Source organism: Bradyrhizobium sp. USDA 3364, assembly GCF_054056355.1.
In genome coordinates this window covers 6537326-6551475 of record NZ_JBSRYG010000002.1, presented here as the reverse complement: position 1 = coordinate 6551475, position 14150 = coordinate 6537326, and the positions used below count along the sequence as shown (strand labels likewise).

Sequence of the window (14150 nt, the reverse complement as noted above, 5' to 3'; positions counted from 1 at the left end):
ATTTGTACGGCGTTAGCCGACGATCTCGTTGCCGGCGAAGAACTGCGCGATCTCGATCACCGCGGTCTCCGGCGCATCCGAACCGTGCACCGAGTTCTCGCCGATCGACTTCGCATAGAGCTTGCGGATGGTGCCTTCGGCCGCCTTCGACGGATCGGTCGCACCCATCACGTCGCGGTACTTCAGGATAGCGCCCTCGCCTTCCAGCACCTGGACCACGACCGGGCCCGAGGTCATGAAGTCGACCAGTTCGCCGAAGAACGGGCGCGCCTTGTGGACCGCGTAGAAAGTCTCGGCCTGGCCGCGGGTCATCTGAATGCGCTTCTGCGCCACGACCCGCAGGCCCGCCTTCTCGATCACTGCATTGACCGCGCCGGTCAGGTTGCGCTCGGTGGCGTCGGGCTTGATGATCGAAAAGGTGCGTTCAATCGCCATGATTTCGTCCTTGTAAACGGTGGCTGGGAGTTGCCGGGGCTTATATCGGCGCGTTGGGGTAACGGCAAGCGACCCTGTGACGCGTTAGCCTTTAGTTTTGACGCATTTTCGCGACGAAAACCCTCGTCCGGCGCATCCCGGACAAAGGCCGGCGCGGTCGGCTTACCGCGATTTCACCTAGGTGAACCCATTCTGTCAGCGCCGTGCCGCTATCGTTCAGCTGCCACCGCATAGGCTCTGCATCGATCGGACGCCTTGCTGGCTCCCCATCCGCAAGCCTCACCAGGACGTCTCGGGAAACGATGTCACCGCGGGCGCGCCGCGCGCGCCCATACCTCGAGGAGACGATCATGTTACGCAAAATTTCGCTTGCTGCCGTTGCCGCAGTTTCGCTCGGTGCCGCCGCGCTCGCCCCGACCTCCGCCTCCGCCTGGGGTGGCTGGCATGGCGGCTGGCACGGTGGATGGCACCACGGCTGGTGGGGCGGCCCGCGCGTCGTCGTCGGAGGTCCCGCCTACTACGGCGGCGGCTGCTATGTGCGCCGCGTGGTGCCGACCCCGTGGGGCCCCCGCTGGCGCCTCGTCAACCGCTGCTACTGATCCATCTGTTCTGTCGACTGCTCCCCCAGACTCAGCCCCGGCCTTGCGCCGGGGCTTTTTTCACGCCGACCGGGGAACCGGGCCGCGTGATGCGCCCCACCACCTCAAGGCGAGGGTGAGGCGGACCGGAAACCAATTTCGGGGGTCGCGACTTGTCATGGCGAGAATTTACTCGAACACGCGAGGTGGAACTCGCCAAGAGACATGCCATGACGATGACAATGACGATGAACCAGATCGACAACGATCCCGATCAGATTGATCGCAAGACCTGCCGTTACATCTGCGATGCCGTGGGTGAACGGCTACAGCAAAGCATGCGGCCAGAGCCCGCGCTTTCGTCCCGCCTGCAGCAGCTCCTCGAGGAGATGCAACGACGGGAAACCGATCACCATTAGATGTTGTGGGCTCGCCAGCAGCCCAATTGCGCTTTTGCAACAGCCGTCGGGAGAGATTTTATAAACTGATGGGTTGCGTTTGGCAGCGGGTCCGGTGACAACGCTGCATGCTCTCCATCACTGACATCTCGGTCCGGATCGCCGGGCCGCTGTTGATTGATCACAGTTCTGTGCAAATCGTGCCCGGCGCACGGGTCGGATTTGTCGGCCGCAACGGCGTCGGCAAGTCGACGCTGTTTCATGCCATCCGGGGCGATCTGCCGACCGAGAGCGGCAGTATAGCGCTCCCGCCGCGGTGGCGGATCGGCAGCCTCGCGCAGGAGGCGCCCGACGGGCCCGAGAGCCTGATCAACGTCGTCCTGAAGGCCGATCTCGAGCGCGACGCGCTGCTGCACGAGGCCGAGACCGCGCACGATCCGCATCGGATCGCCGAGATCCAGACGCGGCTGGTCGACATCGACGCCCACTCGGCTCCCGCCCGCGCTGCGGCGATCCTCTCCGGCCTGGGCTTCTCGACATCAGACCAGGCGCGGCCGTGCGCGGAATTTTCCGGCGGCTGGCGCATGCGCGTGGCGCTGGCGGCGACGCTGTTCTCCGCCCCCGATCTCCTGCTGCTGGACGAGCCGACCAACTATCTCGATCTCGAAGGCACGTTGTGGCTCGAGAACTACCTCGCCAATTATCCGCGCACGGTGATCGTGATCAGTCACGACCGCGATCTGCTCGACACCTCGGTCGATCAGATCCTGCACCTCGATCGCGGCAAGCTGACGCTCTACAAGGGCACCTATTCCTCGTTCGAGGAACAGCGCGCGGCGCGCGAATTGCTCGACGCCAAGCACGCCAAGCGGCAGGCCGATGAGCGCAAGCGCCTGCAAGACTTCGTCGACCGCTTCAAGGCGAAGGCCTCCAAGGCGCGGCAGGCGCAGTCGCGCGTGAAGATGCTGGAGCGGATGAAGCCGATCACCGCACTGGTGACCCAGGACGTTCACGAGATCTCGTTCCCGGCGCCGGAGAAGCTGCTGTCGCCGCCGATCATCGCGGTCGATGACGTCTCGGTCGGCTACGAGCCGGGCAAGCCCGTGCTCAACCGCGTGACGCTGCGGGTCGATACCGACGACCGCATCGCCCTGCTCGGCTCCAACGGCAACGGCAAGTCGACGCTGGTCAAGCTCCTGGCGGGCAAGCTCGCGCCGTTCTCGGGGAAGGTCACAAAGGCGGACAAGCTGTCGGTCGGCTATTTCGCCCAGCACCAGGTCGACGAGCTCAATCTCGACGCCTCGCCCTATGATCACATCCGCAAGCTGATGCCCGAGGCGCCGGAGAGCAAGGTGCGCGGCCGCGTCGGCGCGATCGGCTTCTCCGGCAAGGCCGGCGACACGCTGGTGAGAAGCCTGTCGGGCGGCGAGAAGGCGCGGCTGCTGCTCGGGCTTGCGACGTTCTACGCGCCGAACATGATCATCCTCGACGAGCCGACCAACCATCTCGATATCGACAGCCGAGCGGCGCTGGCGGAGGCGATCAACGAATTCCCCGGCGCCGTGATGATGGTCTCGCACGATCGCTATCTGATCGAGGCCTGCGCCGACCGCTTGTGGGTGGTGGCGAACCAGACCGTCACGGCCTATGACGGCGACCTCGACGAATATCGCCGCATGATCCTGTCGGCCAATGACGGACGGCCGGCGTCGCGCGAGCGCGTCAAGGAGCCGGCAAAGCCCGAACGCATCCGCAACGAGAAGCGCGCCTCACCGAGGCAGCGGATCGCGCAGGCCGAGGCCGAGATCGAGCGCATCAACGGCATCATTGCCAAGATCGATACCGCGCTCGCGCTGCCCGATATTTTCACGCGCGATCCGAAGCAGGCAGCGCAGCTGACCAAGGCCCGCGCCGGCGCCGAGAGCGCGCTGCAACGCGCCGAGGAGGAATGGCTGGAAGCCAGCGCCGAGCTCGACGAAGCCGCGAACTAGATTTGACCGACCGGGCGGCCCGCGCATGCAGGCATCGCCCCGCCGCCGCGGCAAAAATGCCCTAACCGTGCGCAGCCTTTTTCTTCTTCGGCTTCGCCGCCTTCGGCTCCGGCACAGGATCCGGGCCGCGTTCGACGGACGACAGGCGTCCCGAGGTGAAGGTGTAGATGCCGGCGCGCGGGCCGCGCGACCAGGTCACCACCGCAACGCGCCCGCCGCCCGGAGCACTGGACAAGTTCACGCTGTCGGGGGCGCCGATACCGCGCACGACGTCGCATTCGGTGTGGCCGAGCGCGACGCTGCCGCCGGTCGGTTGCGGCGGTGGAGCACCGGGAGCCTGCGCGTTCGCGTCAGCGGCGCCCGCCGGCGGCGCCATGCCCGGACAGCTGCCTTCGGCACTGACCAGATCGTCGTTCGTCACGGGTTTATCCGGCGTCAGCGGCGGCGATTCGATCGAGATGTTGCGGATGAACACCCGCCCGGGACGCGAGAACCATTCCGCATCGCGCGAAAACAAGTCGGATCCGGCGCCTGAACAGCCGGCAAGGCCAGGCGCAAGCACCAGCAATGCCAGCAGCGACTTCCGACTGAATGTTCCGTCTCGCACGATCGACAAGGCTCCTACCCCCCATACCTAAGGGCTTGTCCGAACATCACTTTGCGGCATGACCGTGACCCGCCCCAGGAATCCCAGAGAAACGTCGAATTATCATTAATTAGTCGACATCGCTATTGGCGCCGCTGCCAGCGTCCCCGCTCGTCGGTCTGCCAATAGGTGACCTCGAAGCCGCGCGCCTTGCAGGCGGTCCAGCTTTCCCGCGCTGACGCGACCGCGTCGGGGTCGTCGCCGTTGAACACCAGGACCACCCGCTCGTAGCTGTCGCAGTCGGCCGGCAGCACCGCATTGTCGACCAGGAAGCGGACATTGGCCCGGTTCGGATTGCCCTCCTCGATCGACAGGATGATCGGCTGGTCCTGCGCATCGGCGACACGCGAGGTCGCGTGCGGCAGGAATGAATCGTCGCTGTAGGTCCACAGATGCGCGTCGAGCGTCTCGGCGCGCTCCTGCGACGTCGATTGCACGACCACGCGCCAGCCGCGCTCGAGCGATTTCTCGAGCAGCGGCGGCAGCACGCTCTCCAGCGTCATGTTCTGCAGATGGTAGAACAGAACCTCGGTCATGCGCCGGCTGACAGTCTGTTATTTCTTGGCTTCATAATAGTCGGACACCAGTCGCTCGAGCAGCCGGACGCCGTAGCCCGAACCCCAGCTCTGATTGATCTCGGTCTTCGGCGCCCCCATCGCGGTGCCGGCGATGTCGAGATGGGCCCAGGGCGTGCCGTCGACGAAGCGCTGCAGGAACTGCGCTGCCGTGATCGAGCCGCCATTGCGCCCGCCGGTGTTCTTCATGTCGGCGAATTGCGAGTCGATCTGCTTGTCGTATTCGGGACCGAGCGGCATGCGCCACACCTTCTCGCCGGTCTCGAGGCCGACCTTGGCGAGGCGCTCGGCGAGCTCGTCGTTGTTGGAGAACATGCCGGCGTGATCGGTACCGAGCGCGACCATGATCGCGCCGGTCAGCGTCGCGAGATCGACCATGAATTTCGGCTTGATCTTCTTGGCGACGTACCAGAGCACGTCGGCGAGCACGAGGCGCCCCTCGGCGTCGGTGTTGATGATTTCGATGGTCTGGCCGGACATCGAGGTGACGATGTCGCCCGGACGCTGCGCGTTGCCGTCGGGCATGTTCTCGACGAGCCCGATGGCGCCGACGGCGTTGACGCGCGCCTTGCGCGCCGCGAGCGCGTGCATCAATCCGACGACGCAGGCCGCACCGCCCATGTCACCCTTCATATCCTCCATGCCGCCGGCCGACTTGATGGAGATGCCGCCCGTGTCGAAGCAGACGCCCTTGCCGACGAACGCGACCGGCGCCTCGCTCTTCTTGCCGCCGTTCCAGCGCATGATCACGGTGCGGCCGGGCCGCACCGAGCCCTGCGCGACGCCGAGCAGCGCGCCCATGCCGAGCTTGGTCATCGCCTTGACGTCGAGCACCTCGACGGTGACGCCGAGCTTGCGAAGCTGGCTTGCGCGGCGTGCGAACTCTTCGGGGTACAGCACGTTCGGCGGCTCGTTGACGAGCTCGCGCGCCAGGTTCACGCCGTCGACGATGGACGCTTCGGGCGCGAACGCCTTCCTGGCGGCAGCGACGTCATCGACGGCGATCGAGACCTCGGCGCGCACGGTGCTGTCCTCGCCGTCCTTCTTCCTGGTCTTGTAGCGGTCGAACTTGTAGGCGCGCAGCCGGACGCCGGTGGCGATCGCAGCGGCCTGGCTTGCTGCCATCGCGGCATCGGGCAGTTCCGCGATGACGGTCATCGCCGCGCTGCCGGCGTTCAGCTTGCCGGTCATCACGCCGCCGAACTTGAGAAAATCCTTCTCCTTGAGGTCGGCCACCTTGCCGGTGCCGATCACGATCAGCCGGTCGGCCTTGATTCCCTCGGGCGCCAGGATGTCGAGGGATGCCCCGCTCTTGCCCTTGAACTGGTTGGCGGCGGCCGCCCGCTTGACCGTCTCGGCGGCGGTTCCCAGCGCCTTCCTTGTGGCGGCTCCCAGCTTCAATTGCTCGTCGCAAAAGGTGACCAGAATGCCGCGAGCGGACGCGGAGAATGGGACAAAGCCGACCTTGACGGCGTCGGACATAGGAAAATCCTCCAGAACTCAGGGTGTTGCTCGGACCTGAGGCGGTCCTTCGGGCACTCGGGGTGAGCATTGCGATGGCGGTCCGGAACACCCCGGACCGGGTTTGCCACCCACTATGACCTGTCGGCCGCGCCGCTGCCAAGCGCCGGAGTGGCCGGAAGGTCACAAAAGCGAATAATTAACCATAAATTAAGCGTGCCTTGGCTCGGCCATTTTGTTGACGGATCAAAGGGATGCTAGTGAGAGAGCGGATAGAGAGTGAGCCGGACGGGTCCGCGGCTCGACCATAGGGGAACCCGGGTTGACGGGGTTGGTCGAAAGCCGTGCGTCTGGTTGCGTGCTGGGGGTTTTGGGGGCCGTGCGGTAGCGATGGGGTCGATCGACAAGTACATCTTCAAAACGACGCTGGCGTCGTTTGCGCTTGTCCTGGTCAGCCTCACCGGCGTGATCTGGATTACGCAGGCGTTGCGCGGCATCGACCTGATGACGAGCCAGGGTCAGACCATCCTCACCTTCCTCGGCATCACCGGCCTCGTGATTCCGGCCCTGATCCTGATCATCGCGCCGATCGCGCTGATGATCGCGATCTCCCACACGCTGAACAAGCTCGCGACCGATTCCGAGATCATCGTGATGAACGCGGCCGGGTTCTCGCCGTTCCGGCTGTTCTACCCGTTCTTCTACGCCACCTGCGTGGTGGCGGCGCTGGTCGCCTTCATCGGCGCCTATCTTGCCCCCGACGGCATGCGCCGAATCAAGCAGTGGGATGCCGAGATCACGGCCGACGTGCTGACCAACATCCTGCAGCCCGGCCGCTTCGCCCAGCTCGACCAGAACCTGACGATTCGCATCCGCGAGCGCCAGCCGGGCGGCGTGCTCGGCGGCGTTTTCGTCGACGATCGGCGCGATCCGCAGCAGCGCGTCACCATCATCGCCGACCACGGCACCGTGCTGAAGAACGAGAGCGGCTCGTATCTGGTGCTGGAGGACGGCAATCTCGAGCGATTCGAAGCCGGCAAGCGCGATCCGACGCTGGTGGTGTTTCAGCGCTACGCCTTCGACATGTCGAAATTCTCGCAGGGCCGCGACGTCACCCTCGGAATTCGCGAGCGTTACCTCTGGGAGCTGATATGGCCGGACGAGAACGATCCGACCTATCAGCAGCTGTCCGGCCAGTTCTTCGCGGAGCTGCATGATCGCTTCATGGCGCCGATCTATCCGTTTGCGTTCGCGGCCCTCACCTTTGCCTTCCTCGGCGCGCCGCGCACCACGCGCCAAAGCCGCAATTTCTCGATCGGCGGCTCGGTGTTCGCGGTGTTCGGCCTGCGCATGGTCGGATTCGCCTGCTCGGTGATGGCGGTGAAGACGCCGATCGCAGCACTGGTGCAATATCTGATGCTGTTCGCCGGCATCGGCATCGGACTCTGGATGATCATCGGCGGCGTGGTCGTCGAACCGCCGCCGCGGCTGATGGAAGCCATCAACAGGAACAACGAGCGCTTTGCGCGCCTCTTCCGGAGGCCGGCAACCGCATGAGCATGGTCACAAACACGCTCGGGCGTTACTTCGCCGGCCGCTTCGTGATCGCGGCGGTGGGCGTGTTCGCGGGCATCTTCGTGCTGCTCGTGCTGGTCGACTACATCGAGATGGTGCGCAAGACGTCCGGCCTGGTCGGCGCCTCCGCCATCACCGTCGCCGAGACCTCGCTGTTCCGCGTGCCGCAACTGCTCGAGAAGCTGATGCCGTTCTGCGTGCTGATCGGCGCGATGACCTGCTATCTCGCGCTGTCGCGGCGGCTCGAACTCGTGGTGGCGCGCGCCGCCGGCGTCTCGGCCTGGCAATTCATCTCGCCGGCGCTGGCCAGCGCGATCGTGCTCGGCATCTTTGCGACCACGGCCTACAATCCGGTGTCGGCCAATCTGCGCGAGCTCTCCAAGCGGATGGAGGCCGAGCTGTTCGGCTCCGCGCCGGGCGGCGGCATCCAGGACGCCTCGGGCTTCTGGCTCAACCAGATCAACGATGAAGGTCAGGCCATCATCAATGCGGCCCGCAGCGAACAGCAGGGCGTCCGGCTGACCGGCCTCACGGTGTTCCGATTCGATACGGCGCTGCAGTTCAAGGAACGAATCGAAGCCCGCGAAGCGGTGCTCGAAGAAGGCCGCTGGGTGTTCTCCGGAGTACGCCGATACACCCTCGACAAGGCTCCGGTGGACCAAGACACCTTCTATCTGACCACCACCCTTACCCCGGCACAGGTGCGCAACAGTTTCTCCACTCCCGAAACTGTGTCCTTTTGGCAACTGCCGAACTACATCCGCTCGTCGGAGAGCTCAGGGTTCGCGACGGCCGGCTATCGGTTGCAGTATCACAAGCTCATCGCACAGCCGTTTTTGCTGGCTGCGATGGTGATGTTGGCGGCTTCTGTGAGCCTGCGCTTCTTTCGGATGGGCGGCGTGCAGAAGATGGTTTTGAGTGGCGTGGGCGCAGGCTTTCTGCTCTACGTGCTTTCGAAAGTAACTGAAGATTTGAGCAAGGCTGAGTTGATGCATCCCATCGCTGCGGCGTGGTTGCCTGTCGTTGTGGGTAGCCTCACCGGTTTCTTAGCCTTGCTGTACCAGGAGGACGGGTAGTGGCTAGTGTCGCCGCCCGCCAGTTGAGGTCGCCTGCTCTCAGGCGGCGCAGTGCCCTGCGCCGTCAACGGAGCCGCATGGCCGCGTTTGGCGTCTCGATTTCTGCTCTCCTCACCGCGTTCATTGTGGTCAGCGCACTCGACGTCGTCGCGTCGACGCCGGCCGCCGCGCAGGCGTTCACCTACAATCCGCGTCCGCCGAAGCCGGTCCGCCCGCCGGCCAAGAATGACGGGCAGATGCTCGTTCAGGCGACCGAGGTCGACTACGACTACAACAACTCGCGCATCTCGGCCGTCGGCAACGTCCAGATGTTCTACAACGGCACCAGCGTCGAGGCCGACAGGGTCATCTACGACCAGAAGACCAAGCGTCTTCATGCCGAAGGCAACATCCGCATGACCGATGCGGAAGGCAAGATCACCTACGCCAACATCATGGATCTCAGCGACGACTACCGCGACGGTTTCGTCGATTCGCTGCGCGTCGATACCGAAGACCAGACCCGCATGGCGGCGACTCGCGCCGATCGGTCGAGCGGCAATTACACGGTGTTCGACAACGGCGTTTATACCGCCTGCGCGCCCTGTAAGGATGATCCGAAGAAGCCGCCGCTCTGGCAGGTCAAGGGCGCGCGCATCATCCATAACCAGACCGAGAAGATGCTCTATTTCGAGAACGCCCAACTCGAATTCTTCGGCGTTCCGATGGCGTATCTGCCCTACTTCTCGACGCCCGATCCGACCGTGAAGCGGAAGAGCGGCTTCCTGATGCCGGGCTTCACCTCGTACACGGCGTTCGGCTACGGCGTCGAAATTCCCTATTACTGGGCGATCGCGCCTGACATGGACGCGACCTTCAATCCGCGCATCACGTCCAAGCAGGGCGTGCTGCTGCAGACCGAGTTCCGCCAGCGTCTGGCGGACGGCTCCTATCAGATCCGGTTGTACGGCATCGACCAGCTCGATCAGGACGCCTTCAAGGGCCAGCCGGGCGACCGTCAATTCCGCTGGGGCATCGACACCAAGGGTCAGTTCGCGCTGAACGACAAATGGGTCTGGGGCTGGGACGGCGTCCTGCTGTCCGACTACTTCTTCATGTCCGACTATCGGCTCGCCCAGTACAAGGATCCGTTCGGATCGTTCCTGTCGCTGCCGACCGAGGCGATCTCGCAGCTCTATCTGACCGGTGTCGGCAACCGCAGCTTCTTCGACGCGCGCGCGATCTACTATCTGAGCTACTCGGGTAACCAGAACCAGGTGCCCGTGGTCGCGCCCGTGATCGACTACAACAACGTGATCAACAGCAACATCCTGGGTGGCGAGCTCAGCTACAAGCTGAACTTCGTCAACCTGAACCGCGAGACCGCGGTGTTCGACCCGATCACGACGACCGCCAACACCAACGGCCTGTGCTTGACCACATCGGCCGATCCGTTGGCGCGCACGCCCTCGCAGTGCCTGCTGCGCGGCATGCCGGGCACCTACACGAGGCTGACGGCCGAGGCGCAGTGGCGCAAATCCTATACCGACCCGCTCGGCCAGATCTGGACGCCGTTCGCCAGCGTCCGCGCCGATGCCATCAACGCCGACATCTCGAACCAGCCGGGCGTTTCCAACTTCCTGCCGGTCGGCGACACCCAGACGGTTCGACTAATGCCGACCGTCGGCTTCGAATACCGCTACCCCTTCATCAACGTGCAGCCGTGGGGCACGACGACCGTCGAGCCGATCGCGCAGGTCATCATCCGGCCCAACGAGCCCGACGCCGGCAGGCTGCCGAACGAGGACGCGCAGAGCCTGGTGTTCGACACCTCGAACCTGTTCGCGGTCGACAAATTCTCCGGCTACGACCGCGTCGAAGGCGGCGGCCGCGCCAATGTCGGCGTGCAGGCCACCACGCAGTTCGATCGCGGCGGCAGCATCAAGGCGATGTTCGGACAGTCCTACCAGATGTTCGGCCTGAACTCGTTCGCGGTCGCCGACGTCACCAACACCGGCGTCGACTCAGGCCTGCAGAATCCGCGCTCGGATTATGTCGCGAGCCTCGCCTATTCGCCCAACCGCACCTATACGTTCAGCGTCCGCTCGCGGATGGACGAGGCGACCTGGAACATCAACCGGTTCGAGGCCACGGCAAGCGCGAATTTCGACCGCTGGTCGGTGGCCGTGACGTATGGCGACTATGCCGCGCAGCCGGAACTCGGCTACCTGACGCGCCGCGAGGGCATCCTCACCAGCGGCTCGGTCAAGGTGGCGTCGAACTGGGTGGTCCAGGGCGCAGCGCGCTGGGATCTTGAAGCGAACAAGATCAACCAGTATGCCTTCGGCGCGGGCTATGTGGACGACTGCTTCGTGCTGGCCGCCAACTATGTCACGTCCTATACCTATCAGGCCGGTTCGCAGCCGCCCGTCCTCAGCCACGCGATCATGTTCCAGATCGGGCTGCGGACGATCGCTCAGACCTCCACGACCAGCAGTTCGGCTGGCATGCAGTAGCGAACGGAGTTCTGCCAGGGGGGCTTGTATTGCCCGTGGGCCTGTGGGCCCCGGCTTGGATTGGTTTAAACGACTGACATGACCATCATGACGACCGCTAGCCTGCCAACACGCCGCCATTCGCTAGTGTTGAGTTCCCTGCTGGCTCTTTTCCTCCTGCTCGGGAGCGGTGCGCGACTGCACGCCCAGACCATCGCCGTGATGGTCAATGGCGAACCCATCACCAATTACGACATCGAGCAGCGCTCGAAGCTGAACGCCCTGACTGGCGGCAAGACCCCCGATCGGAAGACCGTTCTCGACGAGTTGATCGACGAGAAGCTGAAGATCAAGGAAGCCAAGAAGTTCGGCGTTGATCCCTCCGCCGGCGATATCGATCAGTCTTTCGGCGGCATGGCGCAGCGGATGCGGCTTTCGGGCGACCAGCTCACCAAGGTGCTGGAGGGCAAAGGCATCCGCCCGGACACGCTGAAGCAGCGCATCAGGGCCGACATGGTCTGGACCAGCCTGGTCCGCGGCCGCTTCAAGGAGAGCCTGCAGGTCGGCGAAAAGGACGTCGCCACCGCGGTCAAGGAGACCGGTGACGCCCCCGACGCCGAGGCGTTCGAATACCGTATGCAGCCGTTCGTCCTGATCGTGCCCCGCGGCGCGCCGCAGTCGGAATTCGAGGGACGCCGCAAGGAAGCCGACCAGCTGCGCGAGCGCGTGACCAGCTGCGACGAGGCCAACACCTTCTTCAAGGCGATGCGCAACGCCGCGATCCGCGAAATCGTCGTCAAGACATCGGCCGACCTGCCGCAGTCGCTGCGCGACATCCTGGACAAGACCCCGGTCGGCCACCTCACCCCTCCCGAGGTCACCAAGCAGGGCATCGAAATGGTCGCCCTCTGCGGCCGGAAGGCAACCACCGTCGACACGCCGAAGAAGCGTGAGATGCGGGAGAAGATGTACGTGCAGAAGTACGAGGCGAAGTCGAAGGCCTACCTGCAGGACGTCCGAAAAGCCGCGATGATCGAATACCCAGGCGGGCGATGATCGACTATCGTTGACGCATGGCTCAACCCCTCGCACTGACATCCGGCGAGCCCGCAGGCATCGGCCCCGACATCACGCTCGCCGCATGGCTGCGGCGCCGCGAACTCGATCTCCCGCCGTTCTATCTGCTCGGTGACCGCGCCGCCCTTGCCGAACGCGCGAAGACCCTGGGCCTCGCCGTCGAGTTCGCCGAAGTCAGCGCCGAGGAAGCATCCGCAGCATTTGCACGCGCCCTCCCCGTCATTGCGACCGGCAAGGCGGCGACGGCGCGTCCGGGCAAGCCTGACGGAACCAGTGCCGATGCGGCGCTGGCGTCGATCCGCCAGGCCGTCGCCGACGTCGCCTCCGGCAAGGCCGCCGCCGTCGTCACCAATCCGATCGCCAAGAACGTGCTGTACCGCGCCGGCTTCCGTCATCCCGGCCACACCGAGTTCCTCGCCGAGCTTGCCGCCCGCGGCGGGCACGCGCCGCAGCCGGTGATGATGCTGTGGTCGCCGGCGCTCGCCGTCGTTCCGGTCACGATCCACGTGTCGGTGCGCGAGGCGCTGGCGCAATTGACGACCGACCTGATCGTGTCGACCGCGCGGATCGTGGTCGCGGACATGAAGGCGCGGTTCGGTCTCGCGGCGCCGCGGCTCGCCATTGCCGGCCTCAACCCGCATGCCGGCGAAGACGGCACGCTCGGCATGGAAGACGTCGAGACCGTCGCGCCCGCGGTCGATATCCTGCGCCGCGAAGGCATCGCCGCCCGCGGCCCGCTGCCGGCCGACACCATGTTCCACGCCGCTGCGCGCGAGACCTATGACTGCGCGATCTGCATGTATCACGACCAGGCGCTGATCCCGATCAAGACCGTCGCGTTTGAGGACGCGGTCAACGTCACGCTCGGCCTGCCCTTCATCCGCACGTCGCCCGATCACGGCACCGCGTTCGATATTGCCGGCACCGGCAAGGCCAATCCCTCGAGCCTGGTCGCCGCGCTGCGGCTCGCCGCGCGCATGGCCGCGGCATCGAGCTAGGTGAGTACGATCGACGATCTGCCGCCGCTGCGCGACATCATTCGCGAGCATTCGCTGTCGGCGCGCAAATCGCTCGGCCAGAACTTTCTGCTCGATCTCAATCTCACGGCGCGCATTGCGCGCGCCGCGGGTCCGCTGGAAGACTGCACCGTGATCGAGGTCGGGCCCGGCCCCGGCGGACTGACGCGCGCACTGCTTGCGATGGGCGCCAAGCGCGTGATCGCGATCGAACGTGACGAGCGCGCGCTTGCCGCGCTCGACTACATCGTCAAGCGCTATCCCGGCCGCATCGAGATCGTGCATGGCGATGCGCAGCGCTTCGACCCGCGTCCCCTGCTTGATGGCGGCAAGGCCAAGATCGTCGCCAACCTGCCCTACAACATCGCAACCCAGCTCTTGGTCGACTGGCTGTCGATCGAGCCGTGGCCGCCCTGGTACGACACCATGGTGCTGATGTTCCAGCGCGAGGTCGCCGAGCGCATCGTCGCCCATGAGGACGAGGAGGCGTATGGCCGGCTCGCGGTGCTCGCCAACTGGCGCGCCGAGACCAAGATCCTGTTCGACATTTCGCCCGCAGCCTTCGTGCCGCAACCGAAGGTCACGTCCTCGGTGGTACGATTGATACCGCGTGCCGCGCCCAAGCCGTGCGACCGCCGCATGCTCGAGCAGGTCGCGGCCGCCGCCTTCGGCCAGCGCCGCAAGATGCTGCGCCAGAGCCTGAAATCGCTCTCAGTCGATCCGGCGCGGCTTGCCGCCGCAGCCGATATCGACGCGACGCGGCGCGCCGAAACCATTCCGGTTTCGGGCTTTGTTGCCATGGCGCGTGAATTGGCCGATATACGGTCCACAAAATAGAACAACAGGAG

13 protein-coding genes are annotated in these 14150 nt (G+C 65.0%); 9 read left to right on the top strand and 4 right to left on the bottom strand.

All coding sequences use genetic code 11. The annotated features are described in order from the left end of the window. Positions 1-12 precede the first annotated feature (12 nt). Positions 13-435, bottom strand: coding sequence for a nucleoside-diphosphate kinase (gene ndk / locus ACVILL_RS30560; RefSeq protein WP_050425938.1), 423 nt, complete (start codon positions 433-435; stop codon positions 13-15). A gap of 350 nt (positions 436-785) precedes the next feature. Between ndk and ACVILL_RS30555 the strand changes: the two genes are divergently transcribed. From ACVILL_RS30555 to ACVILL_RS30545, 3 genes are all read left to right on the top strand, one after another. Beyond that, positions 786-1034: a sulfur globule protein precursor gene (locus tag ACVILL_RS30555; protein ID WP_456732450.1), complete on the top strand. Its 249-nt coding sequence runs from the start codon at positions 786-788 to the stop codon at positions 1032-1034. A 215-nt stretch (positions 1035-1249) separates the two neighbouring features. Beyond that, positions 1250-1432 carry a hypothetical protein gene (locus ACVILL_RS30550; RefSeq protein WP_456734405.1) on the top strand — a complete coding sequence of 61 codons (183 nt, stop codon included), beginning with the start codon at positions 1250-1252 and terminating at the stop codon, positions 1430-1432. Positions 1433-1539: 107 nt separating this feature from the next. Continuing rightward, positions 1540-3402, top strand: coding sequence for an ABC-F family ATP-binding cassette domain-containing protein (locus tag ACVILL_RS30545; RefSeq protein ID WP_456732449.1), 1863 nt, complete (start codon positions 1540-1542; stop codon positions 3400-3402). A 61-nt stretch (positions 3403-3463) separates the two neighbouring features. Here the strand turns inward: ACVILL_RS30545 and ACVILL_RS30540 are convergent, their stop codons facing one another. The 3 genes from ACVILL_RS30540 to ACVILL_RS30530 all read right to left on the bottom strand — a co-directional run bounded on the left by ACVILL_RS30540 (position 3464) and on the right by ACVILL_RS30530 (position 6105). Continuing rightward, on the bottom strand, positions 3464-3964 hold the full coding sequence (locus ACVILL_RS30540) for a hypothetical protein (protein WP_456734404.1): 501 nt from the start codon (positions 3962-3964) through the stop codon (positions 3464-3466). A 167-nt stretch (positions 3965-4131) separates the two neighbouring features. Continuing rightward, positions 4132-4584: a DNA polymerase III subunit chi gene (locus ACVILL_RS30535; RefSeq protein ID WP_456732448.1), complete on the bottom strand. Its 453-nt coding sequence runs from the start codon at positions 4582-4584 to the stop codon at positions 4132-4134. An 18-nt stretch (positions 4585-4602) separates the two neighbouring features. Beyond that, positions 4603-6105 (bottom strand): leucyl aminopeptidase, encoded by a 1503-nt coding sequence (locus tag ACVILL_RS30530; RefSeq protein WP_456732447.1) that lies wholly within the window; start codon positions 6103-6105, stop codon positions 4603-4605. 369 nt (positions 6106-6474) lie between these two features. Between ACVILL_RS30530 and lptF the strand changes: the two genes are divergently transcribed. The 6 genes from lptF (at position 6475) to rsmA (ending at position 14139) form a co-directional block, all read left to right on the top strand. Then, on the top strand, positions 6475-7641 hold the full coding sequence (gene lptF, locus ACVILL_RS30525) for an LPS export ABC transporter permease LptF (protein ID WP_456732446.1): 1167 nt from the start codon (positions 6475-6477) through the stop codon (positions 7639-7641). Then, positions 7638-8735, top strand: coding sequence for an LPS export ABC transporter permease LptG (gene lptG, locus ACVILL_RS30520; RefSeq protein WP_456732445.1), 1098 nt, complete (start codon positions 7638-7640; stop codon positions 8733-8735). Before lptF ends, lptG begins: the two co-directional genes overlap by 4 nt. Positions 8736-8812: 77 nt before the next feature. Continuing rightward, the gene (locus ACVILL_RS30515; RefSeq protein WP_456732444.1) at positions 8813-11230 is read left to right on the top strand and encodes an LPS-assembly protein LptD; all 2418 of its coding nucleotides are present in this window, start codon (positions 8813-8815) and stop codon (positions 11228-11230) included. A gap of 87 nt (positions 11231-11317) precedes the next feature. Then, positions 11318-12265, top strand: coding sequence for a SurA N-terminal domain-containing protein (locus ACVILL_RS30510; RefSeq protein ID WP_456732443.1), 948 nt, complete (start codon positions 11318-11320; stop codon positions 12263-12265). A gap of 17 nt (positions 12266-12282) precedes the next feature. Beyond that, positions 12283-13284, top strand: a complete 1002-nt coding sequence (gene pdxA, locus ACVILL_RS30505) for a 4-hydroxythreonine-4-phosphate dehydrogenase PdxA (protein WP_456732442.1) — start codon at positions 12283-12285, stop codon at positions 13282-13284. Next, positions 13285-14139, top strand: a complete 855-nt coding sequence (gene rsmA / locus ACVILL_RS30500) for a 16S rRNA (adenine(1518)-N(6)/adenine(1519)-N(6))-dimethyltransferase RsmA (RefSeq protein WP_456732441.1) — start codon at positions 13285-13287, stop codon at positions 14137-14139. Positions 14140-14150 lie beyond the last annotated feature (11 nt).

Coding starts and splice junctions, on each gene's coding strand:
- ACVILL_RS30545 (WP_456732449.1), top strand. CDS start 1,540: ATGCTCTCCATCACTGACATCTCGGTCCGGATCGCCGGGCCGCTGTTG.
- ACVILL_RS30535 (WP_456732448.1), bottom strand. CDS start 4,584: ATGACCGAGGTTCTGTTCTACCATCTGCAGAACATGACGCTGGAGAGC.
- ACVILL_RS30550 (WP_456734405.1), top strand. CDS start 1,250: ATGACAATGACGATGAACCAGATCGACAACGATCCCGATCAGATTGAT.
- ACVILL_RS30555 (WP_456732450.1), top strand. CDS start 786: ATGTTACGCAAAATTTCGCTTGCTGCCGTTGCCGCAGTTTCGCTCGGT.
- pdxA (WP_456732442.1), top strand. CDS start 12,283: ATGGCTCAACCCCTCGCACTGACATCCGGCGAGCCCGCAGGCATCGGC.
- ACVILL_RS30530 (WP_456732447.1), bottom strand. CDS start 6,105: ATGTCCGACGCCGTCAAGGTCGGCTTTGTCCCATTCTCCGCGTCCGCT.
- lptF (WP_456732446.1), top strand. CDS start 6,475: ATGGGGTCGATCGACAAGTACATCTTCAAAACGACGCTGGCGTCGTTT.
- ACVILL_RS30510 (WP_456732443.1), top strand. CDS start 11,318: ATGACGACCGCTAGCCTGCCAACACGCCGCCATTCGCTAGTGTTGAGT.
- lptG (WP_456732445.1), top strand. CDS start 7,638: ATGAGCATGGTCACAAACACGCTCGGGCGTTACTTCGCCGGCCGCTTC.
- ndk (WP_050425938.1), bottom strand. CDS start 435: ATGGCGATTGAACGCACCTTTTCGATCATCAAGCCCGACGCCACCGAG.
- ACVILL_RS30515 (WP_456732444.1), top strand. CDS start 8,813: ATGGCCGCGTTTGGCGTCTCGATTTCTGCTCTCCTCACCGCGTTCATT.